Origin of the sequence: Polaromonas sp. SP1 (genome assembly GCF_003711205.1) — a bacterium.
Classification (GTDB): Bacteria; Pseudomonadota; Gammaproteobacteria; order Burkholderiales; family Burkholderiaceae_C; genus Polaromonas.
Genome location: NZ_CP031013.1, coordinates 1,335,024 through 1,360,772 on the forward strand (window position 1 = coordinate 1,335,024; position 25,749 = coordinate 1,360,772).

28 protein-coding genes are annotated in these 25,749 nt (G+C 64.4%); 8 read left to right on the top strand and 20 right to left on the bottom strand.

From position 1 onward, the window contains the following. Positions 1–223 precede the first annotated feature (223 nt). Positions 224–1,108, top strand: coding sequence for an alpha/beta hydrolase (locus DT070_RS06395; protein ID WP_122954636.1), 885 nt, complete (start codon positions 224–226; stop codon positions 1,106–1,108). Positions 1,109–1,242: 134 nt separating this feature from the next. Beyond that, on the top strand, positions 1,243–2,529 hold the full coding sequence (locus tag DT070_RS06400) for a solute carrier family 23 protein (RefSeq protein ID WP_122954637.1): 1,287 nt from the start codon (positions 1,243–1,245) through the stop codon (positions 2,527–2,529). A 130-nt stretch (positions 2,530–2,659) separates the two neighbouring features. Here DT070_RS06400 and DT070_RS06405 read toward each other — a convergent pair whose 3' ends face one another. From DT070_RS06405 to DT070_RS06415, 3 genes are all read right to left on the bottom strand, one after another. Continuing rightward, entirely contained in the window at positions 2,660–3,811 is a 1,152-nt protein-coding gene (locus tag DT070_RS06405) for an ABC transporter substrate-binding protein (protein ID WP_122954638.1), read from the bottom strand. A gap of 239 nt (positions 3,812–4,050) precedes the next feature. After that, on the bottom strand, positions 4,051–4,401 hold the full coding sequence (locus DT070_RS06410; protein WP_122954639.1) for a hypothetical protein: 351 nt from the start codon (positions 4,399–4,401) through the stop codon (positions 4,051–4,053). A gap of 173 nt (positions 4,402–4,574) precedes the next feature. Then, complete coding sequence (locus DT070_RS06415) at positions 4,575–5,879, bottom strand: AsmA-like C-terminal region-containing protein (protein ID WP_122954640.1); 1,305 nt, start codon at positions 5,877–5,879, stop codon at positions 4,575–4,577. A gap of 128 nt (positions 5,880–6,007) precedes the next feature. On the opposite strand from DT070_RS06415, the gene DT070_RS06420 reads away from it, so the two are divergent. Together DT070_RS06420 and DT070_RS06425 are read left to right on the top strand one after the other, a co-directional pair. Further along, complete coding sequence (locus DT070_RS06420) at positions 6,008–6,430, top strand: hotdog fold thioesterase (protein WP_122954641.1); 423 nt, start codon at positions 6,008–6,010, stop codon at positions 6,428–6,430. Between the two features lie 242 nt (positions 6,431–6,672). Then, complete coding sequence (locus tag DT070_RS06425) at positions 6,673–7,617, top strand: CysB family HTH-type transcriptional regulator (protein ID WP_122954642.1); 945 nt, start codon at positions 6,673–6,675, stop codon at positions 7,615–7,617. A 12-nt stretch (positions 7,618–7,629) separates the two neighbouring features. Here DT070_RS06425 and DT070_RS06430 read toward each other — a convergent pair whose 3' ends face one another. Together DT070_RS06430 and DT070_RS06435 are read right to left on the bottom strand one after the other, a co-directional pair. After that, positions 7,630–8,445 carry a mechanosensitive ion channel family protein gene (locus DT070_RS06430; RefSeq protein ID WP_122954643.1) on the bottom strand — a complete coding sequence of 272 codons (816 nt, stop codon included), beginning with the start codon at positions 8,443–8,445 and terminating at the stop codon, positions 7,630–7,632. Between the two features lie 128 nt (positions 8,446–8,573). Then, on the bottom strand, positions 8,574–9,140 hold the full coding sequence (locus DT070_RS06435) for a cob(I)yrinic acid a,c-diamide adenosyltransferase (RefSeq protein ID WP_122957286.1): 567 nt from the start codon (positions 9,138–9,140) through the stop codon (positions 8,574–8,576). 189 nt (positions 9,141–9,329) lie between these two features. On the opposite strand from DT070_RS06435, the gene DT070_RS06440 reads away from it, so the two are divergent. Both DT070_RS06440 and DT070_RS06445 read left to right on the top strand, forming a co-directional pair. Beyond that, positions 9,330–9,725: an EF-hand domain-containing protein gene (locus tag DT070_RS06440; RefSeq protein WP_122954644.1), complete on the top strand. Its 396-nt coding sequence runs from the start codon at positions 9,330–9,332 to the stop codon at positions 9,723–9,725. 138 nt (positions 9,726–9,863) lie between these two features. Beyond that, positions 9,864–11,285: an FAD-binding oxidoreductase gene (locus DT070_RS06445; protein ID WP_122954645.1), complete on the top strand. Its 1,422-nt coding sequence runs from the start codon at positions 9,864–9,866 to the stop codon at positions 11,283–11,285. 86 nt (positions 11,286–11,371) lie between these two features. Here the strand turns inward: DT070_RS06445 and DT070_RS06450 are convergent, their stop codons facing one another. From DT070_RS06450 to DT070_RS06505, 12 genes are all read right to left on the bottom strand, one after another. Continuing rightward, positions 11,372–12,088 carry a hypothetical protein gene (locus DT070_RS06450; protein ID WP_122954646.1) on the bottom strand — a complete coding sequence of 239 codons (717 nt, stop codon included), beginning with the start codon at positions 12,086–12,088 and terminating at the stop codon, positions 11,372–11,374. Positions 12,089–12,474: 386 nt separating this feature from the next. Next, positions 12,475–12,999 carry a hypothetical protein gene (locus DT070_RS06455; protein ID WP_122954647.1) on the bottom strand — a complete coding sequence of 175 codons (525 nt, stop codon included), beginning with the start codon at positions 12,997–12,999 and terminating at the stop codon, positions 12,475–12,477. Between the two features lie 81 nt (positions 13,000–13,080). Next, on the bottom strand, positions 13,081–13,914 hold the full coding sequence (locus tag DT070_RS06460) for a hypothetical protein (protein ID WP_122954648.1): 834 nt from the start codon (positions 13,912–13,914) through the stop codon (positions 13,081–13,083). A gap of 188 nt (positions 13,915–14,102) precedes the next feature. Then, complete coding sequence (locus tag DT070_RS06465; protein WP_122954649.1) at positions 14,103–15,041, bottom strand: ParB/RepB/Spo0J family partition protein; 939 nt, start codon at positions 15,039–15,041, stop codon at positions 14,103–14,105. A 32-nt stretch (positions 15,042–15,073) separates the two neighbouring features. Beyond that, positions 15,074–16,384 carry a serine hydrolase gene (locus tag DT070_RS06470; protein WP_122954650.1) on the bottom strand — a complete coding sequence of 437 codons (1,311 nt, stop codon included), beginning with the start codon at positions 16,382–16,384 and terminating at the stop codon, positions 15,074–15,076. Further along, positions 16,381–16,947 carry an alpha/beta hydrolase gene (locus DT070_RS06475; protein WP_122954651.1) on the bottom strand — a complete coding sequence of 189 codons (567 nt, stop codon included), beginning with the start codon at positions 16,945–16,947 and terminating at the stop codon, positions 16,381–16,383. Before DT070_RS06475 ends, DT070_RS06470 begins: the two co-directional genes overlap by 4 nt. A 98-nt stretch (positions 16,948–17,045) precedes the next feature. Next, the gene (locus DT070_RS06480; protein WP_122954652.1) at positions 17,046–17,816 is read right to left on the bottom strand and encodes a ParA family protein; all 771 of its coding nucleotides are present in this window, start codon (positions 17,814–17,816) and stop codon (positions 17,046–17,048) included. A 27-nt stretch (positions 17,817–17,843) separates the two neighbouring features. After that, positions 17,844–18,470 (bottom strand): LysE family translocator, encoded by a 627-nt coding sequence (locus DT070_RS06485; protein WP_122954653.1) that lies wholly within the window; start codon positions 18,468–18,470, stop codon positions 17,844–17,846. A 153-nt stretch (positions 18,471–18,623) separates the two neighbouring features. After that, positions 18,624–19,292 (bottom strand): 16S rRNA (guanine(527)-N(7))-methyltransferase RsmG, encoded by a 669-nt coding sequence (gene rsmG / locus DT070_RS06490; protein WP_122954654.1) that lies wholly within the window; start codon positions 19,290–19,292, stop codon positions 18,624–18,626. After that, positions 19,292–21,277, bottom strand: a complete 1,986-nt coding sequence (gene mnmG, locus DT070_RS06495) for a tRNA uridine-5-carboxymethylaminomethyl(34) synthesis enzyme MnmG (RefSeq protein WP_122954655.1) — start codon at positions 21,275–21,277, stop codon at positions 19,292–19,294. Before mnmG ends, rsmG begins: the two co-directional genes overlap by 1 nt. 8 nt (positions 21,278–21,285) lie before the next feature. Next, the gene (locus DT070_RS06500) at positions 21,286–21,783 is read right to left on the bottom strand and encodes a type II toxin-antitoxin system VapC family toxin (protein WP_122954656.1); all 498 of its coding nucleotides are present in this window, start codon (positions 21,781–21,783) and stop codon (positions 21,286–21,288) included. Continuing rightward, positions 21,777–22,022: a type II toxin-antitoxin system Phd/YefM family antitoxin gene (locus DT070_RS06505; RefSeq protein WP_092130076.1), complete on the bottom strand. Its 246-nt coding sequence runs from the start codon at positions 22,020–22,022 to the stop codon at positions 21,777–21,779. Before DT070_RS06505 ends, DT070_RS06500 begins: the two co-directional genes overlap by 7 nt. A 96-nt stretch (positions 22,023–22,118) precedes the next feature. On the opposite strand from DT070_RS06505, the gene DT070_RS06510 reads away from it, so the two are divergent. After that, entirely contained in the window at positions 22,119–22,709 is a 591-nt protein-coding gene (locus DT070_RS06510) for an NADPH-dependent FMN reductase (RefSeq protein ID WP_122954657.1), read from the top strand. Between the two features lie 4 nt (positions 22,710–22,713). Here DT070_RS06510 and metC read toward each other — a convergent pair whose 3' ends face one another. After that, entirely contained in the window at positions 22,714–23,865 is a 1,152-nt protein-coding gene (gene metC / locus DT070_RS06515; protein WP_122957287.1) for a cystathionine beta-lyase, read from the bottom strand. Between the two features lie 44 nt (positions 23,866–23,909). On the opposite strand from metC, the gene DT070_RS06520 reads away from it, so the two are divergent. Next, complete coding sequence (locus DT070_RS06520; protein ID WP_122954658.1) at positions 23,910–24,752, top strand: helix-turn-helix transcriptional regulator; 843 nt, start codon at positions 23,910–23,912, stop codon at positions 24,750–24,752. On the opposite strand, the gene DT070_RS06525 is transcribed toward DT070_RS06520, so the two are convergent. Next, positions 24,706–25,335, bottom strand: coding sequence for an FMN-dependent NADH-azoreductase (locus tag DT070_RS06525; RefSeq protein ID WP_122954659.1), 630 nt, complete (start codon positions 25,333–25,335; stop codon positions 24,706–24,708). The two genes, DT070_RS06520 and DT070_RS06525, sit on opposite strands and share 47 nt — an antisense overlap. Positions 25,336–25,359: 24 nt before the next feature. Further along, the gene (locus DT070_RS06530; RefSeq protein WP_122954660.1) at positions 25,360–25,683 is read right to left on the bottom strand and encodes a multidrug efflux SMR transporter; all 324 of its coding nucleotides are present in this window, start codon (positions 25,681–25,683) and stop codon (positions 25,360–25,362) included. Between the last annotated feature and the right edge of the window lie 66 nt (positions 25,684–25,749).

Here is a 25,749-nt window from a genome sequence, read left to right on the forward strand (position 1 = left end):
AGTGCCCTTTTCAGTGTTTGGGTAACTTTTAATTTCGCACGACTGTGCGAAGAAATGAGGAAATCATGTTGATTCTGATCATGGGTTTAGGCGTATTCCTCGGCGTTCGCGCCGTGAGGGCAGTCCTGGCTTCGCTGCGCAGTTTGCCGCGCAGCAACGAAGACTGGATCTGGTACTGACATTCACCGGCAAGAAAAAGAAGAGGAAAGAAGAGGACCACGCCATGACACGCACATCCCTCCAGGCCACCTCGGCCTTCTACAACGCCAGCCCCCTGACGCGGATTTTCCGCTGGGGGCTGGGCGCTTCAGAGCAGCTTTGGCCCGCGCTGGCCGTGCGGGCAGCGCTGCGGCTGTTCGGCACGCCGCTGCCGCCCAAGTGGATCAACCGCCGCCGTACCTGGACCCCCGACTGGCACATCGAGCAATGGCCGTTTGAGGACGCAAGCATCACGCTGTACACGCGCCCCGTCGCGCCGCCCGGGCCGGTGGTGCTGCTGGTGCACGGCTGGGGCGGCCATGCCGGCCAGATGCTGGCACTGGCGGATCAACTCAGCGCGCAAGGCCTGCGCCCGGTGATCGTCGAGATGCCGGCGCACGGCCGCAGCGGCGGCTCGTTCAGCACGCTGCCGCAGTTTGCCCGCGTGCTGGAGTACGTGACGGCCCGGCTGCTGCAGCAAGGCCACACGCTGCGCGCGCTGGTGGCGCATTCGCTGGCGGCCAATGCCGGCGCCTACGCCGCCAGCCGGGGCCTGGCCGCCGGGCGGCTGGTGTTGCTGGCGCCGCCGGCCTCGCCGCTGGAATACACGCGGCTCTTCGCGCACGTGTTCGGCCTGGCCGAATCAACGCGGGCGGCGATGCAGCGGCGCATCGAGGCCCGCGAAGGCGTGTTGATGCCGCAGTTTGAGCCGGCCGCCGTAGGCCCGCGCATCACGCTGCCCACGCTGGTGGTGCATGACCGGCAGGACAGCATCAACCGCTTTGCCGACGGCGTGGCCTACAGCGAAAAGATTGCCGGCGCGCGCCTGCTGGCCACCGAAGGCCTGGGCCACCGCAAGATCCTCAAGGACGATGAGGTGATGCGGCAAGTCGCCGCATTCCTGGCCTGACCGGGTTGCTTGACGGGAGGCCGCCGGCCCTCACCCTGACCCTCTCCCAGGACGAGAGGGAATAAGAGGGACAGCCTTGTGCACATTCGCCATTGCCCCTAGCATTGCCTCACTTTTACATTGAGGAGTGAGTGATGGGAATGTTCGACTGGACGGAAAAAAGCAGCGCGGTCTTGCAGCAGGGAGGCGTGATTGCGCCCGACGAGCGCCTGCCGTGGCCGCAGACCGCGGTGATGGGCGTGCAGCACGTGATCGCCATGTTCGGCGCGACGGTGCTCGCGCCGATCTTGATGGGCTTTGACCCCAACATCGCCATCCTGATGAGCGGCATCGGCACGCTGATCTTTTTTGCCATCACCGGCGGCAAGGTGCCCAGCTACCTGGGCTCGAGCTTTGCCTTCATCGGCGTGGTGATTGCCGCGACGGCCTACGCCGGCAAGGGCCCGAACGCCAACCTGGGCGTGGCGCTGGGCGGCATCATCGCCTGCGGTGTGCTCTACACGATCATCGGCGCCATCGTGCAGGCGGTGGGCACGGGCTGGATCGAACGCTTCATGCCGCCGGTGGTCACGGGCGCGGTGGTGGCAGTGATCGGGCTGAACCTGGCCGGTATTCCCATCAAGAACATGGCGGCCAGCAATTTCGACTCCTGGATGCAGGTGGTGACGTTTGTCAGCGTGGCCCTGGTGGCGGTGATGACGCGCGGCATGGTGCAGCGCCTCTTGATCCTGGTCGGGCTGATCGTGGCCAGCGTGATTTATGCGGTGCTGACCAACGGCCTGGGCCTGGGCAAACCCATGGATTTTTCGGGCATCGCCAATGCCGCGTGGGTAGGCATGCCGGGCTTCACCACGCCGGTGTTTGAGCTCAACGCCATGCTGCTGATCGCGCCGGTCGCCATCATCCTGGTGGCGGAAAACCTGGGCCACATCAAGGCGGTGACGGCAATGACGGGCAAGAACCTGGACGTCTACATGGGCCGCGCCTTCATCGGCGACGGCGTGGCGACCATCGTCTCGGGCGGCGCAGGCGGCACCGGCGTGACGACGTATGCCGAAAACATCGGCGTGATGGCCGCGACCAAGATCTATTCCACCGCCGTGTTTGTGGTGGCGGCGGTGATCGCCGTGCTGCTGGGCTTCAGCCCCAAGTTCGGCGCGCTGATCCAGGCGATTCCGTTGCCGGTGATGGGCGGCGTGAGCATCGTGGTGTTCGGCCTGATTGCGGTCGCCGGCGCCAAGATCTGGGTCGACAACAAGGTGGATTTTTCAGACAACAAAAACCTGCTCGTCGCGGCGATCACGCTGGTGCTGGGCACGGGCGACTTCACGCTGCGCTTTGGCCAGTTCGCGCTGGGCGGCATCGGCACCGCGACGTTTGGCGCGATCCTGCTGTACGCGCTGCTTAACCGCAAGCGCTGATTTCGCGGCATTTGCTATTAATTCAGGAGCTATAAGCCCTTACTGCATATGGGCTAGCACCCTGTTTAATACATAAAAGCCCCGGCGGGTCGATGGACCCGCCGGGGCTTTTTATTGTGGGCTCGAAGGCTTAGCCGATAAACCGGCCGCCGGCGCCCAGCACGCCCAGATCAACGTACTTCGATCCCGCAAACGGCGGCGCGGCGTAGTCGACGGTGAAGCCACCAAGGTCAAACTTTTGCAAACCGGCCAGCGCGGTGCGCAGCTTGGCGCGCGTCACGTCGCGGCCGGCACGCTCCAGGCCTTCGGCCATCACGTGCGTGTTGATGTAGCTCTCCAGGCTGCCGAGAGAGAACTCCTGCTGGCCGATGGCGCGCATGGCCGCCTGGTAGTCGCGCACGACCTGCAGCTTGGCGCGGTAGGGGTCGGGGAAGACCATGGTCAGCGCCAGGCCGGTGCCGGCGGCGCCCAGTGCCTTGATGCCGTCGCCGGCCAGCGTGACGCTGAGGCCGGCAATCGGCAGCATGGGTGAGGCTTTTTTCAGCGCGGCGATCAGGCCGACGGAAGCCGAACCGGCCGTACCCAGCAGCACGGCGCCGGGCTTGCCCGCGACGATCTGGCTGACCACGTCGTTGAGATTCTTGCCGTCAACGGCGAGCGCGGCCTGCGCGCCCACCTTGGCGCCCTGCGCCTGCAGCGCGCGGTTGACGTCGGCCAGCACTTCCTTGCCGTAGTCGTTGTCCAGGTAGACCACGGCCAGGTCTTTGATGCCCATGCCCACGATGCGTTGCACCAGGCGCTGGGTTTCGTCGGTGAAGCTGGCGCGCACATGGAACACGTTGCGCATGCCGGGCTTGCGCAGCGACGACGCGCCCGAGCGCGGACCGACGTAAGGCAGGTTGGAGGCCTCGATCACCGGCACGATGGCGGTGTTGTTGGGCGTACCGACGCAGGACATCAGCGCAAAAATGCTGCCGTCATCGATCATCTTCTTGACGTTGTCGGCGCTGCGCTGCGGCACATAACCGTCGTCCAGCATCTGGAACTGCAGCACGCGGCCGTTCACGCCGCCCTTGGCGTTGATCTGGCCCATGGCCGCGTCCACGCCCAGCTTGAGCTCGGCGCCGACGCCGGCCAGCGGGCCGGTGGTGGCACCCGTGCTGCCGATGGTGATGGCCTTGGCCGTCAGGCCTTCCTGGGCGTGGGCGTTGCGGATGAAAGCGGGGGCGGCGGCAAGGGCCGCCATTTGGGGGGCGAACGAAAGAAAGCGTCGGCGAAACATCGCGGGGAGATCTCCAGGGGGACGGCCGTGAAGGCCGGAAAGAACAAGGCCGTACGGCCGTCGGGGGCTAAGACCGCCCTGCTGCCGGGTGCGGTGAGGCACACAGACAGCAGAAAGATCGTTTAGACCTCAACGATTCTAGGTAGAAACCCTGACGAATTGATGACGCGGCGATGACCGCGGCGTGACGTCGAAGGGCCGACGCATGGGCCGGGGCACTGCCCGGCGCGCTGCGCAATTCAGGAGGCCGACGATTGCCGGGTAACTTTGGCCAGGGCGGCCTTGGTGGCTTCGAGCTCGCGCTCCAGGTCGGCGCGCTCGCCGATTTCCTGCTCCAGCGCTTCGTTGACGTTGGCCAGGTCTTCGGCAGATTCCTGGATACGGGTTTCGAGCTGGTCGGTTTTTTGCAGCGCCTCTGCCACCTCACCGGTTTGCACGTGCTCCGGGATTTCCTGCTTGAGCACGGTGTTGATCAGCATCAGCTCATCCGCCGACTGTTCCACGGCTTCCTTGACGGCCTCGTTCTGCCCAAGGGCGCGCTCTAGTTGCGAGGGGCCGGAGGCGGTCTTGGCTGAGGATTGCTGGGGCATGTCAATGGCCTTGATGAAGATACGAAATCGTTGCTGTGCGTCGAACCCTGTCAAAGCAAAGGCTCACAAACCGCTGGGGATGCGGGCACGATTTTACGCGCTTGTCGTATTTGCAGGTCAGTAAAAGACTTTGCGCCGGGCGGGGTATCGACCCGCCGCTGCCACGGGCGTGGTCAGCGCGTTTTGGCCGGCGGGGCGGGCCTGGCCGCACGGGAAGGTGCCGACGCAGGTGCTGCAGGCCCAGGGCTGAAGATCTTGCCCAGGGTCGCGCCGATACGGGCACCGATGGCCGTGCCCACGCCGGGCAACACGGCCGTGCCGACCACCGCGCCGGCGATGGCGCCGCTGGGCACAGAGAATTTCACGTCGTCCAGCGGACCGCTGACGGTGAGCGGCACGCCCACAATGCCGTCGACCAGGTCGACAGCGAACTCGCCCTCGATGCGCCGGTTGGCGATCTTCGCCTCACCCGAGGCGGTGAGGGAGCCCGAAGCCGCTTTGACGCCGGTGTAAGTGACCACCATGCCCTGCGGTGTGTTTTGCGTGTCGAGCCGGCCGGTGATGCTTTCCAGCGGCGTCTGCCCGTCATGTTCCTTGCCCGCGGTGCGCACCGCCTTGTCCAGGTCAAAGCGCAGCAGGGTGGATTTGCCCATCGAAAAGAGCGTTTGCGTGTGCAGCGATTGCGCCAGTTCGCCGACGGTGTCGCCATTGGCCGTGAGGGTGGTGTCGCCCGAAACACGGCCGCCGATGGGGGAGCGGCGGTTGAACGCCGACATCATGCTTTCAACCTCGATGTCTTTGGGTTGCAGCTTGCCTTCCAGGTGCAGGCGGCCGCCGGCGCGGGTGTCCAGCTGCACGTCGCCATGCGCCGTGCCGCCGCCCACCTGGATGCGCACGGCCCAGCGGTCGTCCTGGCCGTTGCGGGCGAGTGTGAGTTGGGTCGGGTCTTTCGCGCCTGGCCGGCGCAGCTCAGCCCTGCGCGGCCGCCAGCCCGGGTCGAAATCCACGTCGCCTTCATAAACGGCAGGTATGCCGCGGCGCGTGATCCAGGTCACGTCGCGAAACACAAAACGCGCCAGCGGCAGTTCTTCACCGCTTGACTCTTTCGCTTCGCCGCCCTTGCCCAGGCCGCGCAAAGACAGCTGGGGCACGGTGGCGCCGTCCAGGTCGGCCCGGTCTATCTTGATGCGGCGTTGCAGCAGCGCAAAAAGGTCGGGGTAAGCCGTGAGTTTTTTGATCAGGATGGGTTGCGGCTGGTCGGTGGCGGCGTCTTCCATCACCACGGCGGGCGAGGGAAACAGCCGCCAGTGCAGCGCGCCCACACGCACCTTCACGCCGAGCGCCGTCTCCAGTTCGGCCGAGGCGCGCTGGGCCAGTTCTTCGTCAGACGGCAGATAGCGCAGCGCAGCGACCCAGGCCGCACCGGCCAGGAGCACCACAACACCCAGTGCGGCCAGCCATTTGTGGCCGCGTTTCATCGAAGCGTGTCTTTCATCCCGCCAGCTTAAGCGGCAGCGCAGCTGTAGCCGGGGCGACAAGGGCCCCATCTTTTGTAGGCGGCAACCTTCTTATAGTGGGATATTCAAACACCCACCTGGAACCCATCATGCGCATCTGGAAGCAACCCATCTCCGTCGAACTGCTCACGGCCTCCAACGCCGACTCTGCCGTGACACACCTCGGCATTGAGTTTCTCGAAGTCGGCGACGACTTCATCCGCGCCCGCGTGCCGGTGGACCGCCGTACCGTGCAGCCCTACGGCTTGCTGCATGGCGGCGTCTCGGTGGTGCTGGCGGAGACGCTGGGCTCCTGCGGCGCGGCCTATGCGGCCCCCGAAGGGCACCGCACCGTGGGCCTGGACATCAACGCCAACCACCTCAAAGGCACAACGAGCGGCTGGGTCACCGGCATCACACGCCCGGTGCATATAGGCCGCAGCACCCAGGTGTGGCAAATCGAGCTGACCAACGACGCCGGCGAACTGACCTGCGTGTCGCGCATCACCATGGCGATGCTGCTGCCCAAATAATGACCTTTCAGGCCTCCAGCCCAATCACTGTCTTGATCTATAGCTCCTGAATTGATAGCAAAACCGGCTGCCTGCGCCGCGCCGGGACCTGGTTGGCGCCTGAGCATCCCCGCCTCTTAGGATGTTTTGGTGATTTGGAAGGAACAAATCAGTTGTTCTATAAATAAAGCGGGCTGCCCACAATCCGTGTTCCATCTTCCGAACACCCGCAGCTCCCGCACCCGCCCCCCCCCCCCGCCACCATGAACTTCCAGCAACTGCGTTCCATGCGCGAGGCCGTGCGATGCAACTTCAACCTGACGGACGTCGCCAACGTCCTGCACACCTCGCAGCCCGGCGTAAGCCGGCAAATCCGCGAGCTGGAAGAAGAGCTTGGCATTGAGCTTTTTGTGCGCGCCGGCAAACGCCTGACGGGCCTGACCGGGCCCGGTGCCCATGTGCTGCCGATTGTGGAGCGCCTGCTGCTGGAAAGCAGCAACCTCAAAAAAGCCGGCCAGGAGTTTGTGGGCCGGCAAAACGGGCTGCTGTCGATTGCCGCCACCCACTCGCAGGCGCGCTACGCCATGCCGACCGCCGTGCAGGAGTTCCGCGCGCAGTTCCCGGATGTGAAACTGCACCTGCACCAGGGCTCGCCCAAACAGATCGCCGACATGCTGATCTCGGGCGAGGCCGACGTCGGCATTGCCACGGAAGCCCTGGGCGACTACCCGGAGCTCGTCGCCCTGCCCTGCTTTCGCTGGACACATTCGGTGATCGTGCCGCCCGGCCATCCGCTGCTGGACAGCCCGCTCACGCTGGAGAGCCTGGTGCGCTTTCCGCTCATCACCTACGACACGGGCCTGACCGGCCGAACGCACATCGACGGCGCCTTCACGCAGCGCGGCCTGGCACCCAACATCGTGCTGACCGCGATGGACGCCGACGTGATCAAGACTTACGTACAGCTCAACATGGGTGTGGGCATCGTCGCGTCCATCGCCTACGAGGCCGAGCGCGACACCGACTTGCGAGCACTCGATGCCGGCCATCTCTTCGGCATCAACTGGACCAAACTCGCGGTGCGCCGCGGCAGCTATTTGCGCGGCTATGTGTACGCGTTTATCGAGTCCTTCGCGCCCACGCTGAACCGCGCGCTGGTGGAGAAAACCCTGAGCGACGAGCCGGGCAGCGAGAGCTACGACATTTAGCGTCCGGAAAGATCAGACCGGGTAGACCTTCACCGGCCGCGTCGCCACCGGGAAGCCCGCCGCACCCAGCGTGTCGGCAATCGCCTTGTTGGTATCAAAGTACACCTGCCAGTAGTGGTCGGTATGGCAATAAGGGCGCACGGCGAGCTTGGGTCCAAACTCGTTGAACTCCAGAATTTCCACATCGACCGCCGGCGCCTTGGTGGTGTTGGCGACTTTGGCCACCGACTCCTTGAGCAGCGCGATGGCCTTGTGCACATCGGCGCTGCCCGCCAGCTGCGCGGCGAGCTCGACGCGGCGGTAAGGATTGGCGGTGTAGTTCTTGATGTCGCCGCCCATGATCTTGGCATTGCCCACAATGGTCTTGACGTTGTCGGGCGTGTTGATGCCGGTGCCGAAGAGGCCGATCTCCAGCACCGTGCCTTCCACGCCGCCGGCGCTGACGTATTCGCCCACTTTGTAGGGCCTGAGCACCAGCAGGAAGATGCCTGCGGCGAAGTTGCTGAGCAGCCCGCTCCAAGCCGCACCGATGGCCACACCCGCACCGGCCACCAGGGCTGCGAAGCTGGTGGTCTCGACCCCGAAGTAACCGAGGATGGCGACGACCAGCACGATGTTGAGCGCCACGGTGATAAAGCTCACCAGGTAGCGCTGCACCGTGGGGTCGATCTCCTGGCGCGTCATCGCCGCGCCGACGAGACGCGTCACCAGGTGGATCAGCCAGCGGCCGATGATGAAGACGGCAATCGCGCCTATGACCTTGAGGCCGAAGGCAACCAGAATTGGCTGGGCTTGTTCCATCCAGCTGCCTACTTGTGCGGTGTCCATGTGTTCCCCCTGTTCAGTTGTTGATACCGGGCCATCTTAGGGAGCGGCCATGGCGGTGTAAACAACCGGGTGACAGGGCGTCGCTGCAAGCCCACACGGAGCTGCAAGCGCCTTAGGCAAAACGTTGCCTACTCGGTCGCCGCGCGTGCCATGCGCTCACTCTTCCAGTAAACATCGTCGCCGCCGTTCATGCGGTTGAGCACGCGCGACAGCACAAACAGCAAATCGCTCAAGCGATTGAGGTACTGGCGCGGCGAATCCTTCAGCGGCTCGGCCGCGCCCAGCGCGACCACGGCGCGCTCTGCACGGCGGGCCACCGTGCGGCACACATGCGCCAGCGATGCGGCACGCGAGCCCGCGGGCAAGATGAACTCCGCCAGGCGCGGCAGCGTCGCATTGTGCTCGGCCAGTGCGTCATCCAGCAGCGCCACCGCCTCGGGCTTGAGCAGCTCAAAGCCGGGGATGGAAAGCTCTCCGCCGAGGTTGAAGAGCTGGTGCTGCACCTCCACCAACAAGTCGCGCACGCCTGCGGGCAACTCTTCACACAGCAGCACGCCGATGTGGGAGTTCAACTCATCGACATCGCCCATGGCGTGGACACGCAGGCTGTCTTTGGAGACACGCGTGTTGTCGCCCAGGCCGGTGGTGCCGTTGTCGCCGGTGCGGGTTGCGATCTGGGAGAGTCTGTTGGCCATGGTGCGAAGCGCGGTGAAGCGCGTTGAATAAAACAATGAATGTGCAAGAAACCCGAAGCGTTACGCCGGGCAAGGAAATGTGTCGTCGTACGCCATCATGTGAGTGAGGAAACACCCTGCAAAACTGCTGGCCGCGGGCGGCATGCCGGGTTGCAATGGATGCCTGTTAATTTTTGAAGGACTCCCCGCATGACCTTGCACACGACGGCCAAACAGCAGCCAAAACATTCTATTCCCCACTTCTCCGGTTCCGAATTGCGCAGCGTGCTGCTGGTGGCCGCCCTGGCCGTGGGGGCTGCGGGCGCCGTGCGGGCGCAAACCTCGCCGGCCAGTCCCAACAGCCCTCCCTCCAAAGTCGCCCCTGCGGCACCTTCAGCCAATTCGGGCGCCGTGCCGCAAAACCGCGCCACCACGCAGGACGTGGAAGCGGCCTTCAACCGCGCCGACGCCAACAAGGACGGCAAGCTGGACCGCCAGGAAGCCGAGCACTTCCCGGCGGTGGCACAGCGCTTTGAGCAGATCGATACCAACCGCGACACCTTTATCTCGCTGGCCGAGCTCGCCAAGGCCGCTTCGGGCTCCTGACGCCCTTGTCGCAGTGATCGGGGTGACCATCGCCCCGTTTCACCCACCTCTCCCCCCGGCAACAGCTGCGGGTCTCCGGTCTTCAGTGGCAGAAAGTATGTACACGTCGTAAACTGTGCCACCGACCCGGAGACAACCATGAACGCCCCCCTTCCCCAGCACCTGCTTCCTGAAATCCAGCAACGTGAAACGCCTGCGGCGCTGATCGACGCGCTCAAAGCCCGTTTCACCGACCGCTGCTCCACAGCGCTGGTGGTGCGTGAGCAGCACGGCCGCGACGAGTCTTCTTTTGCCGCACCGCCGCCGTCGGCCGTGGTGTTTGCCGAAAGCACGCAGGACGTGGCCGACGCCATCAAGCTGGCCAGCCAGCACAACGTGCCGGTGATTCCGTTCGGCGTGGGCACCTCGCTGGAAGGCCACCTGCTGGCCGTGCAGGGCGGCATCAGCATCGACGTGAGCCGCATGAACAAGGTGCTGTCGATCAACGCCGAAGATTTGACCGTCACCGTGCAACCGGGCGTGACGCGCAAGCAGCTCAATGAAGAAGTCAAAAGCACCGGCCTCTTCTTCCCGATCGACCCCGGCGCCGACGCGACCTTGGGCGGCATGAGCGCCACACGCGCCAGCGGCACGAATGCCGTGCGCTACGGCACCATGCGCGAGAACGTGCTGGCACTCGAAGTCGTCACCGCCGACGGCAGCGTCATCCGCACCGGCACGCGCGCCAAAAAATCATCCGCCGGCTACGACCTCACGCGCCTCATGGTGGGCAGCGAAGGCACGCTGGGCGTGATCACCGAAGTCACGGTGCGGCTCTACCCGTTGCCCGAAGCCATCTCGGCCGCGGTCTGCTCCTTCCCGAGCATCGAAGCGGCGGTGCGCACCACGATCGAGATCATCCAGCTGGGTGTTCCGATCGCGCGCGTGGAGCTCATCGACCACAACACGGTGCGCATGGTGAACGCACATTCCAAACTCACGCTGCGCGAAGAGCCCATGCTGCTGATGGAGTTTCACGGCTCTCCCAACAGCGTAAAGGAGCAGGCCGAACTGGTGCAGGAACTGGCCAGCGGCCACGGCGGCAATGCCTTTGAATGGGCCAGCACACCGGAAGAGCGCACACGCCTCTGGACGGCGCGCCACAACGCCTACTTCGCCGCCATCCAGTCGCGGCCCGGCTGCCGCGCGATTTCGACCGACACCTGCGTGCCGATTTCGCGCCTGGCCGATTGCCTGCTGGAATCCGTGGCCGAAGTCGACGCCAGCGGCATCCCTTACTTCCTCGTCGGCCATGTCGGCGACGGCAATTTCCACTTCGGTTACCTGATCGACCCGACGATCCCGAAAGAACGCGAAGTGGCCGAGGCGCTGAATCACAAGCTGGTCAGCCGCGCACTGGCGCTGGAAGGCACCTGCACCGGCGAGCACGGCGTGGGCCTGCACAAGATGGATTTTCTCGTCACCGAAACCGGCGACGGCGCGGTCGACATGATGCGCACCATCAAGCGCGCACTCGACCCGAAAAACATCATGAACCCGGGGAAGATTTTTTCGCTGTGACTGCGCAGGGCTGAGCGCAGGCGGGATCCGCAAAGCGAGAACCCGCCCAGCCTGCTGCCGGTGAGCAGGCCGGCTTCAGCGCCGCCCTAAGCGGCGCACTGCTTGAGTTGCTGGATGACCTTTGCGCCGTCTGTCCATTGGAGGGTCATCAGCGTTTTGCCGTCCAGCGACAACTTGAAGCTCTGGTTGTCCCGCATGCCGTCCAGCGCCGCCGCCAGCCCCGGCACGGCAAATGCGACCACGCCTATTTCCCTGGACGTTCCGTACCGGTAATTGAACACCTGGACAGTTTGGGCGGGTTCATCATCTTGCTGCAAAGAGATCTTCAGCTTTTCGACGTTTCGCGGCTTGGGCAGTCCCGCACCATGAAAGATCAGCCAGGCATCGGGCTTTGGCTTTTGAAAGCCCATGATGGTGACCAGGCCGCCTGTGACGCCCTCATTGTTCGCGTCCTGTTTTGCAAACGTTGCGGCGCATAACTTGCCTTCGGGTGTGGAAGTGGATTCAACGCCCCATACCCCTTTGGCAAGCTCCGCGCGCTTTGCCTCTTTTTCTTTCTCTACTTTCACCCGCAGGCTTTCCAGGTGAGCCAGTTCCTCTTTGCTTCGGACACGACCGTTGCTCCGGGGCCGGTCGGCACCAATGGCATCAATGGCCGCACGCCGGTCCCGGAGCATGTCCCAGCCGGTGTACTCATACGGGGGGCTGCAACCGTTCCCGTTGAACTGCATGCCGATGGGGCAGGCAACTGCCGCGAACGGAAGTCCGAGCGCAAGGCAAAACAGCAGAGTGGGCGTTTTCATGGCGGGTGTTCCTTGGGTAAGAGCTGCGGCCAATATATCAGCCCCTGCCGGCGGCTTTGTCCAGTGCGTTACGCAAGAGCGCAATGCTCTCTTTTTGATAGCTGAAAGCCCAGGTATATATTGGGCTGGGGCCTGATTTGATTACAAAAAAGCCCGGTCACACCGGGCTTTTTAACTAAGGCCCGCCTCACCAGCTCGAGCTTTCACCAGCATGAGCCGTGGAACCGGCTTTGCCGGGCCACAGGCTCAGTCCCCTGCAAGGGGAAAAGGGCTACACGCAGTGAGCTCGATAGGGGTGTGCCAATTTTTCGGCTTTGCCGGACCACAGGCGGGCGGCCCCCTCGGGGGGCAGCGACCCACACGAAGTGGGGGAGCGTGGGGGCCTACTACTTTTGAATGTCACTCATCTTGCAGCCTTTGCTCAGGAACATGCCGGTCAGGTGTTCCTTGCGGCCCTGGGCTTGCTGCGCCTGCAGGGCGATGCTTTGCTGCACGCTGGCGGCCTGCTGCTGGGCCACGCCGCTGTTGGCGGCCTGCTGCGCCGCCGCGCCCTGGGCCAGTTGCTGCGCGAGGCCGCCGAACATGCTGCCCAGCCCGCCGCCAAAGCCGCCCAGGTTGCCGAGCAGGCCGGGGTTCTGCGCCACGGCACTGGCCAGCGCTGTCTGGGCCACGGCGCCGGCGACCTGGCCGCCGACATTGGCCGCAGGGTCTGCCTGCGCGACGGCGGGCGCGGCGGCGGCCGGCTGCTGCGCGGCCGCCATGGCCACCACCCGGTCCATCTGCCCGATCTCGCCGTAGATCTGCTGGCAGTTGAGGTCGTTGTCGGTCATCTTGACGCGCTCGATGGTCTGCGCCTGGGCGGAGAGTGCGGCGAAAGCCAGAACAGCGGCGGCGAGGGGAAGGTGCTTCATGGTGGGGTCCTGTGCAAGCGAAGTTGATGGATGGCGTAAATGAGTAAATGAGTGGATGCGTGAGTGACTGAATGCGCGGCGTTATTTCTGCACGTCGGACATCCTGCAGCCGCGGCTGAGGAAGAGTCCGGTGAGGTGGTCCTTGCGGGCCTTGGCCTGGGCGCCGAGACCTGCGCCTTGCGGCGGGGCTGCGGCTGCAGCCGGCACGGCGGCCGGTGCGGCGGCCGGTGCGGCGCGTGGCGCGGCCGCGCCGGCCAGCGCGCCGAAGATGCCGGCCAGGCCCTGGGCATTGCTGCCGTTGCCGCCCTGCGCCGACATGCCGGCGCCCAGCATGCCCGCCAGGCCGCCGGCCTGTGCATAGGCCTGCCCTGCCGAGGGGGCCGCCGCGGCGCCAAGGCCGGCGCGCTGCATGCCCAGCCCCATGGTGGCGTTGATCTGCGCCTCGGACATGCCCGAGGCACGCGCACGCGCGACGGCAGCCTGCACGCCGGGGTCCATGGCCACGGCGCCATGCAGCGCGGCGGCGCTGGGCGCGCCTGCGTAAAGCCCGGCGACAGCGGCATTGCCGCGGCTTTCAGCCAGGCCGGTCTGCGCGATCAGCGTGGCTTTTTGCTCGGGCGTGAGGTTGGCGTTATTGGGGTGGTTAAGCACCGCCTGCTGGACGGCGCTGAGCGGCGCGCCCTGCGGAACGGGCGCGGCGGCCGGGGGCGGCGCGGTCAGCGAAGCCGGCAGGCCGGGGCCGGCCAGCTGCATGGCGGTGTCCATTTGCTGCGACTCGGCATAGATCTGCTGGCAGCTCAGGTCGTTGTCGGTGAGCTTGACGCGTTCGATGGTTTGGGCGAGCGCGGTGTCAGCACCGGCCAGGGCCGCCAGCGCAAAAGCGCCACACATGGGAAGGAAACGGATGGAAAGCATGGTCTTGCATGAAGCGTTTACATGTCGTAACAATAAACATGCTTTGCAAAGACGTCACCCCCAAAAGCCCGCAAGTGGCCGCCGTGGGCATGTAAGAGTACGGAAAGTCGTGAACTAATTCACGACAAAAACCCGTAGCCCACCCTCAGGCGGCTGGCTTCTTAAGTCGAAATAACTCAACCAGCCGCTTATTTGGCGCCGCGCAGCCGTTCGATCAGGCCGTTGAGTTCGTCCATGGAACCGAACTGGATCGCCACTTCGCCCATGTCTTCGCGCTTGCCGTTGCGCTTGACCTGTTTTTTGACACGCACTTCGACGTCAGCCATCAGCAGGTCGGCCAGTTCTTCTTCCACGCGGCGGGTGTCGCGGGATTTCTCTTTGGTGGCTTTTTGCGGCTTGAGCGAAAACTCGGCGCTGAGTTTTTTGACCAGGCTTTCGGCCTCGCGCACCGACATTTTTTTGGCCGCGATCTGGTTGGCGGCGGTGATTTGCGCCGCGCGGTCCAGGCCCAGCAAGGCGCGCGCATGGCCCATGTCCAGGTCGCCGGCCATCAGCATGGTCTGCACCGGGTCGGCCAGGTTGAGCAGGCGCAGCAGGTTGGACGCAGCGCTGCGCGAACGGCCCACAGCCTGCGCGGCGAGCTCATGCGTGAGGCCGAATTCCTTGACCAGCCGTTGCAGGCCGTGCGCTTCTTCCAGCGGGTTCAAGTCTTCGCGCTGGATGTTTTCAATCAGCGACATGGCGGCGGCGGACTCGTCGGGCACGTCGCGCACCAACACCGGCACGCTGTCCAGGCCCGCGAGTTTGGCGGCACGGAAGCGCCGCTCGCCGGCGATGATTTCGTACTTGCCGTCGTTGGCGCCCGAGGTCAGCCGGCGGACCAGGATGGGCTGCATGATGCCCTGCACCTTGATGGATTCGGCCAGCTCATAGAGCGCGCCTTCGTCCATGCGGGTGCGCGGCTGGTACTGGCCCGCCACCATGTCGGCGAGGCGCAGAGACGCCGGCAGGCCGGGGCTGTTGGCCGTGCTGCTGGCGTTCTCGGCGTCGGTCGCGCTTTCGCTGACTTTCGGGCCCAGCAGTGCTTCGAGTCCGCGGCCTAAGCCCTTGGGTTTTTTGGTGACCATGGTTTTTTACTTTCTTTCAATTCGTCAATTCTTCAATTCGATGTGGCGGGCTGGGGCGTCAAGTCGCCGCCCAGCGACTGCAGCACGCCGCGCCAGAGGGCGTCGCGCTCTTCATAAGGTTGCACATCCTGTTTGCCGCTGGCTTGCTCCCACACCGAAGTGAGCACCATCACCATGCCGGTGGAGGGTTGCACATACACCGTCTGGCCGTGGATGCCCTGCATCGCAAACGTGCGGACCTTCAGCGGCATCAACCAGAACTGGTAGCCGTAACCAAAGTACGGCGTGGCGGTGCGCGGCCTGAACGCACGCGGCTGGCGCGCCGGGTCGGTCGCGTCCAGCAGATAGTCGATCGGCACGACCTGCAGCGCGCCGGGTTTGCCTGTCGCCTTGTCGATGGCGCGGCCGTCGTTGGCCAGCAGCTGCCCCAGCCGCGCCCAGTCGCGCAGGCTGGCGTTGAAGGCGCCGAAGGACTGCTCCTGCCCATCAACCGACACGCGCCAGAAGGCATCGTGCTCGGCGCCCATGGGTTTCCACAGCCACTCGGTGGTGAGTTCGGCCATGTTCTTGCCGGTAGCCGCCGTCAGCACGCGGCCCAGCACGTCAGTCTCGGCGCTGGCGTAGACAAATTTTTCGCCGGCGGGCGAATGCCGCTCGGTGATGCTGCGCAGCACGTCGACCGGTTTGCCTGCGCCCAGCGCACCGGCACTGGCGCGTGACAGGCGCGAGATATCGTCCTTGCCGTCATAGCGCTCGGTGAATGTCAGGCCGGAACTCATGCGCAATAACTGGCGAACGGTGGTCGCACCATACGGGCTGCCGGCAAGGTCCTTGACGTATTTTTCCGCAGGGTCGTCGAGCGAGGCGATCAGCCCGAGCGAGGCCGCCTTGCCGACAAGCAGCGAGGTCACGCTCTTGGCCATCGAGAACGACAAAAAGCGCGCGTCGTCCTTGCGGCCGTAGCGGTAATGTTCGGCGGCGATTTCGCCGTTCTTCAAAATCAGCAGGCCGGTGGCGCGCTGGCGCTCCAGGTAGTCGGCCAGCGTGTAGGTTGCGCCCATGTAGCGGTAAGTGACAGCAGCCGGGTTGACGGCGTGCGGCAGCGGGCTGGCTTCAGCCGGGCGGGCAACCAGGCGAGTCTGCACGCCGTGAACGGTATCCATTGCCGACCAGGAGCCGACGCGGTACGGGTTGCCGTACCAGGTGTTGCTGGTGCCCACCGGGTAGTTGCGCGCCTTGCCGAGCAGCGCTTCGTCGGGCTCGGCGTGCAAGGCCGGGGCGGTCAGCAAAACAGCAGCGGCCAGCGCAGCTGCCGAAAACAACGACGGCTTGTGTGTCTTCATGCGGGGGTGCGTGCTGCTGCCGCGGGCAATACCTGCAGGCGCTGGAGTCGCTCGAAAGCCTCAGGCCAGTCGCCCAAATCGCTGTCGGCATTGAGGTGGCCTCGCGGCCCGGCGTCGATGAACTCAGCGCCCCAGGCCACGGCGAACTGGCGGGCACGCTCGGGCGCACAGAAGGGGTCGTCGCTGCTGCAAACCACCACGGCCGGGAACGGCAGCTTTTGCAAAGGCACGGGCGCCCAGCCCGGCAGCATCTGGCGTATGTCGTCGCGCTCCACATCGGGCGGCGCGACCAGCAAGGCGGCTTTGACGCGCTGCGTGTTTTTCGAATGCGAGGCCCAGGCGGCCGTCAGCATGCAGCCCAGGCTGTGCGCCATCAGCACGGCCGGCTCATCACACGAGAGCAACACGTCTTCCAGCCGCGCACTCCAGTCGCCGCGCAGCGGGCGCATCCAGTCGTGCTGCTCGACGCGGGTGTAGCCGTGCGCAGCTTCCCAGCGGCTTTGCCAATGGCCGGGGCCGCTGTTTTGCCAGCCGGGGAGGATCAGGACGTTGCGGGGATTCATCTCGTACGAAAACCGGTTTGCTATGATTTTTATAGCTACAGGTGCAGGCTGTTATTGGGATGCAGGCACTTTTTGCTTTTTAACGGACGAAGGCCGGCTCACATGGCCTTGATGCGGTCGACCATTTCTTCGGCAAAGGTGATGAAGGCCTGCGCGCCTTTGGAGGCCGGGTCAAACACCACGCCGGGCAGGCCGTAGCTGGGGGCCTCGGCCAGGCGCACATTGCGCGGGATCACGGTGTTGAACACCTTGTCGGCAAAGTGTTCCTTGAGCTGGTCGCTCACCTGCTGTTGCAGCGTGATGCGCGGGTCGAACATCACGCGCAAGAGGCCGATGATCTGCAAATCCTTGTTGAGATTGGCATGCACCTGCTTGATGGTGTTGACCAGGTCCGTCAGGCCTTCGAGCGCAAAGTACTCGCACTGCATCGGCACGATCACGCCGTGCGCGCAGCACAGGCCGTTGAGCGTCAGCATGCTGAGTGAGGGTGGGCAGTCGATCAGCACAAAATCGTATTGGCTGTCGACCTCGGCCAGCGCGAGCTTCAGCCGCTTTTCGCGGCGCTCGACGTCGACCAGTTCAACCTCTGCGCCGGCCAGTTCGCGGTTGGCGCCCAGCACGTCGTAGCCGCACTTTTCACTGTGCACCCGCGCCTCCAGCACCGAGGCCGATTCGAGCAGCACGTCGTAAACCGTCATCTCCAGCTTGCGCTTGTCGACACCCGATCCCATGGTGGCATTGCCTTGCGGATCCAGGTCGATCATGAGCACCCGCTGGCCGACTTTGGCCAGACCGGCCGCCAGATTGACCGTCGTTGTCGTCTTCCCTACCCCGCCCTTTTGGTTGGCGACACAGAATATTTTTGCCATCAGTTGTTCTTCTAGTTATGCGGAGAGTTACTTGGAAACAGCCAGCTTCAAGCCAAAGCCGATCAGGAAAACGCCCGCCAGCTTGTTCAGGATGGACGTGATTTTGGGGTTGGCGCGGATGCGTTCGGCCAGGTGATAAGTGATCATCACCGAGCACAGGCCATAGAGAAACGTCAGCCCGGCAATGGTGGCTGCCATCACGGCAAAAGTCTTCAGCCCCTGGTGCTGGGCCGGGTCGACAAACAGCGGGAAGAACGCCATGTAAAACACGATGGCCTTGGGGTTCAGCAAGGTGATCATCATGGCCTGCTGAAAGTAGTGGCGCGGCTTGATGTTGAGCAGCGGCGCATCGCCGGGCTTGGCCATCAGCATTTTGATACCCAGAAAAGCCAGGTAAATCGCACCCGCCCACTGGACGATATGAAAAGCCGTCGGGTAAGCCGCCATGATGGCCGACACCCCGGCGACTGCCGCCCAGAGCAAGACCTGGTCGCCGGCGATGACACCGAAAGTCGCACCCAGGCCGCCCGCGATACCGCCTTTGCTGGTCGAGGTGATCAGCGCCAGGTTGCCCGGGCCGGGAATCAGCAAAAAGACAATGATGGCGACGACAAAAGCACCGTAGTCGGCGATGCCGACGAATGAGCCCAACATGGAGGTTCTCCAGAAAGTAGAGAGAAGTGAGGCAGTGAGTTTACGACAGGGGTGTGCCGCCGAAATACAAACCGGCCCGATCAGGGCCGATTTGCTGTTCGCGAGGGATTCTTTTGGTGCCCGAACAACGGGCCCGGCACCCGGCCCCGGTTTTCAGGCCGGCGCGGCTGCGGGTTTTGGCCGCATCCAGACAATACACCGCTCGGCGTCCAGCCCCGGAACCTGCAACTGTTCCACGTGAAACACGTCGACGCCGGGCGGCAAGGCCGCCATTTCGTCGACCGGGTGCTTGCCTTTCATGGCCATCCAGACGCCTTGCGGCGCCAAGGCATCGACCGACCAATGGGTGAAATCCACCAGCGAAGCGAAGGCCCGGGAGCAGATCACATCAAACGGCGTGGTGATGGTTTCGACCCGGGCGTGCAAGCCGGAAAGGTTGGGCAGCTTCAAGGCCAGCGCCGCCTGCTTGATGAAGGCGGCTTTTTTGGCCACGGTGTCCACACAGGTCACGGCAACTTCCGGGCAACAGATCGCCATCACAACACCCGGCAGCCCGGCGCCGGAGCCCACATCCAGCAAACGGGCGCCCTGCCCCAAGCCGGTTTTTTGCAGATAAAGGCGCAAAGGCAAGACCGCCGCCAGGCTGTCGAGCAGGTGGTGCGTCATCATTTCGGCCGGGTCGCGCACGGCCGTCAGGTTGTACACCTTGGTCCATTTGCCGATCAGGTCCTGGTAATCCAGCAGCTGCGCGACTTGGGCGTCGCCCAGATCCAGTTGCAGCGCCTTGAGGCCGGCGCGCAATTCCTGTTCACCGCCCCGCATCAGGCTTGGGCTTTTTCGGTGGAAGCACCGGCAGCCTGGAGCGGAACCGTGTTTTTCCAGAGGTTCTTCTTCAGGTGTACCAGCAGCAAAGACACGGTCGCCGGCGTGATGCCCGAGATGCGCGAAGCCAGCCCCAAGGTTTCGGGCCGGTGTTTGGCCAGGGTCTGGCGCGCCTCAAAGCTCAGGGCTGAAACCTGCAGGTAGTCCAAGTCGGCCGGGAGTTTCAGGTTCTCGTAGTGTGCGGCCCGCTCGACTTCAGTCTTTTGCAGGTCGATATAACCGGCGTATTTGGCCGTGATCTCGATTTGCTCGATCACACTTTTGGCCATGTCGTCGCTGGCGGCAGCTTCGGCCGCGAGTTCGGGGTTGGCGTATTTGCCCTCTTCCAGCGACATCAACCCGGCGTAGTTCACATCGGGGCGGCGCAGCAGGTCGAGCAGGTTGTACTCACGTTCGATGGATTTGCCCAAAACGCGCTCGGCCTCAGCCACCGGCAGGTTGTTGGGGTTGACCCAGATCGCCCGAAGCCGGGCTGTTTCACGTGAAACAGTGTCGCGCTTTCGGTTGAAGGCGTCCCAGCGGGCGTCGTCTACCAGGCCCAGTTCACGGCCTTTTTCGGTCAGGCGCATGTCGGCGTTGTCCTCGCGCAGCATCAGGCGGAACTCCGCCCGGCTGGTGAACATGCGGTAAGGCTCGGTCACGCCTTTGGTGATCAGGTCATCCACCAGCACGCCGAGGTAGGCTTCGTTGCGGGCCGGCAGCCAGGCATCCTTGCCCTGGCATTGCAGCGCGGCATTGACGCCGGCGAACAAGCCCTGGGCCGCGGCCTCCTCGTAACCGGTGGTGCCGTTGATCTGGCCGGCAAAGAACAGGCCGCCAATCGCCCGGGTTTCAAAGCTCGACTTCAGCGCCCGCGGGTCGAAGTAGTCGTACTCGATCGCGTAGCCGGGGCGCAGGATATGGGCATTTTCCATTCCGGCCATGGAGCGCACCAGCTCATACTGAATGTCAAAAGGCAGGCTGGTCGAGATGCCGTTGGGGTAGATCTCGTGGGTAGTCAGGCCCTCGGGCTCCAGGAAAATCTGGTGGCTTTCCTTGTCGGCAAAGCGGTTAATCTTGTCTTCCACGCTGGGGCAATAACGCGGGCCGACGCCGTCGATTTTGCCGGTGAACATCGGGCTGCGGTCAAAACCGGAACGGATGATGTCGTGGGTGCGCTCGTTGGTGTGGGTGATCCAGCAAGACATCTGCTGCGGGTGGGCCACGCCGCCGCCCATAAAACTGAACACCGGCACCGGCCCCTCGATGCCGCCGGGCATGCCGTCGCCGGGTTGTTCGGTGCATTTGCTGAAGTCGATCGTCCGGCCGTCGATGCGCGGCGGCGTGCCGGTTTTGAGCCGCCCTTGCGGCAACTTGAGTTCTTTGAGCCGCGCCGAGAGCGACACCGCCGGAGGGTCGCCCGCCCGGCCCGCCGAGTAATTGTTCAGCCCGACATGGATCTTGCCGTCCAGGAAAGTCCCGGCCGTCAGCACCACCGTGCGTGAGCGAAAGCGGATGCCGACCTGCGTCACGGCGCCGACCACCCGGTCGCCCTCCACCATCAGGTCATCGACGGCTTGCTGGAAGAGCCACAGGTTGGGCTGGTTCTCCAGCTTGCGGCGGATGGCCGCCTTGTACAAAATCCGGTCGGCCTGCGCCCGGGTGGCGCGCACGGCCGGGCCCTTGGAGCTGTTCAGGATGCGGAACTGGATGCCGCCTTCGTCGGTCGCCAGCGCCATCGCGCCGCCTAGGGCGTCGACTTCCTTGACCAGGTGGCCCTTGCCGATGCCGCCTATCGACGGGTTGCAGCTCATCTGGCCCAGCGTCTCGATGTTGTGCGAAAGCAGCAAAGTCTTGCAGCCCATGCGCGCCGAAGCCAGGGCCGCCTCGGTGCCGGCATGGCCGCCACCGACCACGATCACGTCAAATTCTTGCGGGTAAAACATATCCAACCTCAGTTCTCTATCAATTCAGTGGCCAGGCCCATGCCGCGCGCCACCTGCGCCTGGCGCCTGTCTGCCGTGACGAACAGGTCGACCCGGCTGGCCAGCGCGCTGCCCACATGCAAGGCATCCATGCCGCGCAAAGGGCCCTGCTCCATCGCGGCAAAGGCAAAGCGCTCAACATGCGCGTCCAGCGGCACCATCGTCATGTCGGCCACATCGCGCTGCGCCGCCGCCCAGGCGCGGTCGAACTCCTGCGCGGGCAGGCTGCCGTCGCGCCGGCGCCTGAGCAGCGCCGACGCCACTTCGGTCTTGCAATGTGCCGCCACCAGCAACTCGCTGGCCGCCCCAAACAACATAAGCACCCGGTCACGCCCGGCTTCACTGGCATAGCGTTTGGTCAGCGCCGAGGCATCAAACATCAGCCGCGCTTCACCGTCCCGCGCCACCGCCCGGGTGGCGCTGCCGGCGGACTGCGCCACATACGCGGCCTGCAAGCGCTTCACCATGGCGATTCATTCCGCTCGTCCAGCACCGCCTGCGACAGCGACACGCCAGGCGGCAGGACCACCGGCTCAAACGGTGTTTTCCAGCTGGGCACTTTGGCGGCGTCTTCTTCGGCTTTCAGGGGTACCAGCTCGGCGACTGGCTTGCCGTGCCGGAGTATGCGGACGGTTTCGCCCTGTTCGACCAAATCAACCATGGCGGACGCGTGGGCCCGGAATTCACTGAGAGGGATGGTGCGCATTTTGTACAAATTAAAGAATTTTGTACATTTTAGCCGGTTTTGTACGCCGGGGCTGGCTTCGCGACTTCACCCCACACCCTGTGGTGAAATCACCCCATGACCACCCCCCAAAAACTCCTGATCTTCGCCGGCAGCACCCGCCAGAACTCCTTCAACCGCAAACTCGCCCATGCCGCCGCCGCCCTGGCGCGCGCCAGCGGCGCCGAGGTCACCCACATCGAGCTGGCCGACTTCGACATCCCGATGTACAACGCCGACCTCGAAGCCAAGGGCACGCCGGCCGACGTGATGAAGCTCAAGCAGATCATGTACGAGCACCCGGCCTGGATCATTTGCTCGCCCGAATACAACGGCAGCTACACCGCCCTGCTCAAAAACACGATTGATTGGGTGTCCAGCCCCGTCAAGAGCGACCCGGCCTGGCACGAAGGCTTCAAGTCTTTCACCGGCAAAGTGGTGGGCGTGCTCAGCGCCTCGCCCGGCGCCCTCGGCGGCCTCCGTTCGCAAAGCCACCTGGTGCCGCTCTTGCTGAACGCGCAATGCTGGGTCGCGCCCAAGGCGTTTGCCCTGGGCCGCGCGGGGACCGCTTTTGACGCGGAGGGCAAGCTGCTGGATGAAGCGCACCTGAAGAATGTGCAGGCCGTGATCGACCAGGTGCTGTTTGCCAGCCAGCGCCTGGCGGCTTAACGACTCAAAGACAACTCAGCGCCTGGGCCAGGTCGGCGCGCAAATCTTCGGGGTCTTCCAGTCCCACATGCAAGCGCACCAGGCGGCCCTCGTCAGGCAGCACACTCAGGGTTCGCAGGTGGTAGGGAACCGCCGGCAGCACCAGGCTTTCATAACCACCCCAGCTCGTGCCCAGGCTGAACAATTGCAACGCGTCGATGAACGCCGCAAATGCGGTTTCGCTGCAAGGCGCCAGTTCAAAGGTAAACGGCCCGGCAGCACCGGAGAACTGCTCACGCCACAGCGCATGGCCCGGATCGGATTGCAGCGCGGGGAACATGACCCGCTTGACCTGGGGCTGCTGCTGCAGCCACTGCGCGATGGCCATCGCGGTCTGCTGGTGGCGCGGCAAACGGACCGCGAGCGTGCGCAGGCCGCGCAGCGCCAGCCAGCACACGTCGGGTGCCGCGTGCGCCCCGCTGCGATCGCAAAAACTCCGGATGCCGGCAAGATCGTCGAGTGAACCCGTGATCAGCCCCAGCATGAGGTCCGAATGCCCGCTGATGAACTTGGTGGCCGAGTGGATCGAGATATGCACACCCAGCGCATGGGCGTCGAAGAACAAGGGCGTGCCCCAGGTGGAATCCGACGCCACCGCAATGCCGCGGCGGCGCGCTGCCGCGCACACCGCGCGCACATCCAGCATCTGCATCGTCAATGAGGCGGGCGTCTCGATCAACACCAGGCTCGTGTTGTCCCGCAGGTAGGGCGCGATGTCCGCGCCCTCGGGGAAATATTCGACGGTGGTGCCCAGCGGCGCCAGCTCCTTGTCGCAAAAGATGCGCGTCGGCCCATACACGCTCTCATTCAGAAGCAGATGCTTGCCGGGGCCGGCGTGCGCGCTCAGCACCGCCACGATGGCCGCCAGCCCGCTGGCCGTGGCCAGGCAGCTCTGCGCACCTGCCAGTGCGGCCATCGCACGCTGCAACTCAAACGTGGTCGACGTGCCCGACCGCCCGTAGCGCGGTGAGTCGAAGACGGTCTGGTGATGCGCATGCTTGTAATCGGCCAGGGTCTCGAAGACCACGGTCGAGGCCCGCACCAGCGGCGGGTTGATGGCCTGGGCGGCTTTGGCTGTCTCGCGGCCCGAGTGAATGAGAAGGGTGTCAGTGTGCATGGTGAAAGGTCTGGGTGATGGTTCGGCCTTCATAATAGGACGGCATGTCAGAGCCAGAACGCCAACAAACATCGTCCAAGCGCCAGGATGCGGGCCTGTGGGCGACCCTTGCCAAAACCCACCCGGCCGGCACCGAACTGCGCCGCCATCAGCATCCAACCGGCCAGCTGGTGTTTGCCATTACCGGCGTGATGCTGGTCGAAACGCCGCTGGCGCGGTGGACCGTCCCGCCCCAGCGGGCGCTGTGGGTGCCGCCCGGGCATTCGCACGCCATCCATGTGATCTCCAACACCGAGATGCGCACGGTGTACTGCCAGCCGACGCTGATCGCACAGTGCGAATCTTTTGTCCGCAGGGACGAAGTGCATGCCGTGGCCGCATCACCCCTGATCAGGGAACTGGTGCTCGGCCTTTTCGACGGCGGGTTTGACCACGCCACGCACCGACTGATGGTGTCCCTTCTGCTGCACACGCTGCAGCAGACGCCCAGCCTGCCCACCCATCTGCCCATGCCGGCCAGTGAAGGTCTGCGGCGTGCACTTGCGCTGATGCTGGAAACGCGGCATTGGCAGCTTCCTCTTCACCATCTCGCCTCCGCCGCCACCATGTCCGAGCGCACCTTCTCCCGCCGCTTCACGGCCGAGGTGGGACTGAGCTTTCGCGCCTGGCGGCAACGTGCGCGCATTGTCTCGTCGCTCGACCTGCTGGCCTCAGACGCGCCCATCAAGACCATCGCGCATGCCTCGCAGTTCGAGAGCCCGGCGGCCTATATCGCGTCATTCCGCGAATTGCTGGGTTGCACTCCTAACGCCTTCCGCCAACAACAGCGGCAGACGGGTTCTAGCGCCGCGCCAGATCTTCTGCGCGAACCACCGCCGCAGCTTTGACGGCCGCCAGCTCCTCCGGCGGCACCAGCGTCGGCGCGGCGCTGATCTCCGCCGTCACTTCAATCTCCAGAAACTGCAGCCAGCGCCGCATATACGGCTTCTGGAAATCCGAATCGTCTTCCTCGGGCGGCAGCGGATACGCACCGGCGCTGGAGTACACCAGCGTCGCACTTTTGCCCGGCAGCAGCGCCTCGTAGCCGGCCTGCCGGGACCAGCGCCAGTTCTGCCCCGGCAGCGTCACCACGTCGATGAAATGTTTGAGCCGGTAGGGGATGCCGAAATTCCACATCGGCAGGCTGAAGAGATAACGGTCGGCCGCGTTAAAGCGCTGCGACACCGCCACCGCGCGCGCCCACAGCGCCTGCTGCTGGGCCGTCGCATTCTGCGCACGCAGCACGGCAAATTTCGCGGCAATCATGTCGGCGTCAAACGGCGGCAGGTCGATGTCCCAGACATTAATCGTGTCGACGGTGTCGCCAGGATGCGCGTCGCGGTACGCCTGCAGCCAGGCCGCGGCGACGGCGCTGGATGTGGATGCGCCAGCCTGCATCGGCGAGGCTTCGATGTAAACGAGATGTGTCATGTGTTTCTCCGGGTCATGCCGTGATCAAGCCGCGCCATCGAGCAGGCGCAAACCCACCATGCCGGCCACGACCAGCGCCACACAGGTCAGGCGCAGCGCCGAGGCGCTCTCGCCCATCCAGAGGATGCCGATCAACGTCACGCCGACCGAGCCAATGCCCGTCCAGATGGCGTAGGCTGTGCCCACCGGCAGGGTTTTGACGGCATGCGTCAAAAAGAAAATGCTGGCGCCGGCCGCGGCCACGCCCAGCACGCTGGGCCACAGGCGCGTCCAGCCTTCGGAGGATTTGAGGAACAAGGCCATTGCGATTTCAACAATGCTTGCAGCGAGTAAATAGAGCCAGGCCATCGGAGTCTTTCTGTGATGAGGATTGAAGAGCCGCCAGCTTAGGTTTACGATTACTGATCGGCAAGT

Excerpts from the sequence above, each read along its gene's own strand:
- DT070_RS06395 (WP_122954636.1), top strand. The coding sequence starts at position 224 with ATGACACGCACATCCCTCCAGGCCACCTCGGCCTTCTACAACGCCAGC.
- DT070_RS06400 (WP_122954637.1), top strand. The coding sequence starts at position 1,243 with ATGGGAATGTTCGACTGGACGGAAAAAAGCAGCGCGGTCTTGCAGCAG.
- DT070_RS06405 (WP_122954638.1), bottom strand. The coding sequence starts at position 3,811 with ATGTTTCGCCGACGCTTTCTTTCGTTCGCCCCCCAAATGGCGGCCCTT.
- DT070_RS06410 (WP_122954639.1), bottom strand. The coding sequence starts at position 4,401 with ATGCCCCAGCAATCCTCAGCCAAGACCGCCTCCGGCCCCTCGCAACTA.
- DT070_RS06415 (WP_122954640.1), bottom strand. The coding sequence starts at position 5,879 with ATGAAACGCGGCCACAAATGGCTGGCCGCACTGGGTGTTGTGGTGCTC.
- DT070_RS06420 (WP_122954641.1), top strand. The coding sequence starts at position 6,008 with ATGCGCATCTGGAAGCAACCCATCTCCGTCGAACTGCTCACGGCCTCC.
- DT070_RS06425 (WP_122954642.1), top strand. The coding sequence starts at position 6,673 with ATGAACTTCCAGCAACTGCGTTCCATGCGCGAGGCCGTGCGATGCAAC.
- DT070_RS06430 (WP_122954643.1), bottom strand. The coding sequence starts at position 8,445 with ATGGACACCGCACAAGTAGGCAGCTGGATGGAACAAGCCCAGCCAATT.
- DT070_RS06435 (WP_122957286.1), bottom strand. The coding sequence starts at position 9,140 with ATGGCCAACAGACTCTCCCAGATCGCAACCCGCACCGGCGACAACGGC.
- DT070_RS06440 (WP_122954644.1), top strand. The coding sequence starts at position 9,330 with ATGACCTTGCACACGACGGCCAAACAGCAGCCAAAACATTCTATTCCC.
- DT070_RS06445 (WP_122954645.1), top strand. The coding sequence starts at position 9,864 with ATGAACGCCCCCCTTCCCCAGCACCTGCTTCCTGAAATCCAGCAACGT.
- DT070_RS06450 (WP_122954646.1), bottom strand. The coding sequence starts at position 12,088 with ATGAAAACGCCCACTCTGCTGTTTTGCCTTGCGCTCGGACTTCCGTTC.
- DT070_RS06455 (WP_122954647.1), bottom strand. The coding sequence starts at position 12,999 with ATGAAGCACCTTCCCCTCGCCGCCGCTGTTCTGGCTTTCGCCGCACTC.
- DT070_RS06460 (WP_122954648.1), bottom strand. The coding sequence starts at position 13,914 with ATGCTTTCCATCCGTTTCCTTCCCATGTGTGGCGCTTTTGCGCTGGCG.
- DT070_RS06465 (WP_122954649.1), bottom strand. The coding sequence starts at position 15,041 with ATGGTCACCAAAAAACCCAAGGGCTTAGGCCGCGGACTCGAAGCACTG.
- DT070_RS06470 (WP_122954650.1), bottom strand. The coding sequence starts at position 16,384 with ATGAAGACACACAAGCCGTCGTTGTTTTCGGCAGCTGCGCTGGCCGCT.
- DT070_RS06475 (WP_122954651.1), bottom strand. The coding sequence starts at position 16,947 with ATGAATCCCCGCAACGTCCTGATCCTCCCCGGCTGGCAAAACAGCGGC.
- DT070_RS06480 (WP_122954652.1), bottom strand. The coding sequence starts at position 17,816 with ATGGCAAAAATATTCTGTGTCGCCAACCAAAAGGGCGGGGTAGGGAAG.
- DT070_RS06485 (WP_122954653.1), bottom strand. The coding sequence starts at position 18,470 with ATGTTGGGCTCATTCGTCGGCATCGCCGACTACGGTGCTTTTGTCGTC.
- rsmG (WP_122954654.1), bottom strand. The coding sequence starts at position 19,292 with ATGCGGGGCGGTGAACAGGAATTGCGCGCCGGCCTCAAGGCGCTGCAA.
- mnmG (WP_122954655.1), bottom strand. The coding sequence starts at position 21,277 with ATGTTTTACCCGCAAGAATTTGACGTGATCGTGGTCGGTGGCGGCCAT.
- DT070_RS06500 (WP_122954656.1), bottom strand. The coding sequence starts at position 21,783 with ATGGTGAAGCGCTTGCAGGCCGCGTATGTGGCGCAGTCCGCCGGCAGC.
- DT070_RS06505 (WP_092130076.1), bottom strand. The coding sequence starts at position 22,022 with ATGCGCACCATCCCTCTCAGTGAATTCCGGGCCCACGCGTCCGCCATG.
- DT070_RS06510 (WP_122954657.1), top strand. The coding sequence starts at position 22,119 with ATGACCACCCCCCAAAAACTCCTGATCTTCGCCGGCAGCACCCGCCAG.
- metC (WP_122957287.1), bottom strand. The coding sequence starts at position 23,865 with ATGCACACTGACACCCTTCTCATTCACTCGGGCCGCGAGACAGCCAAA.
- DT070_RS06520 (WP_122954658.1), top strand. The coding sequence starts at position 23,910 with ATGTCAGAGCCAGAACGCCAACAAACATCGTCCAAGCGCCAGGATGCG.
- DT070_RS06525 (WP_122954659.1), bottom strand. The coding sequence starts at position 25,335 with ATGACACATCTCGTTTACATCGAAGCCTCGCCGATGCAGGCTGGCGCA.
- DT070_RS06530 (WP_122954660.1), bottom strand. The coding sequence starts at position 25,683 with ATGGCCTGGCTCTATTTACTCGCTGCAAGCATTGTTGAAATCGCAATG.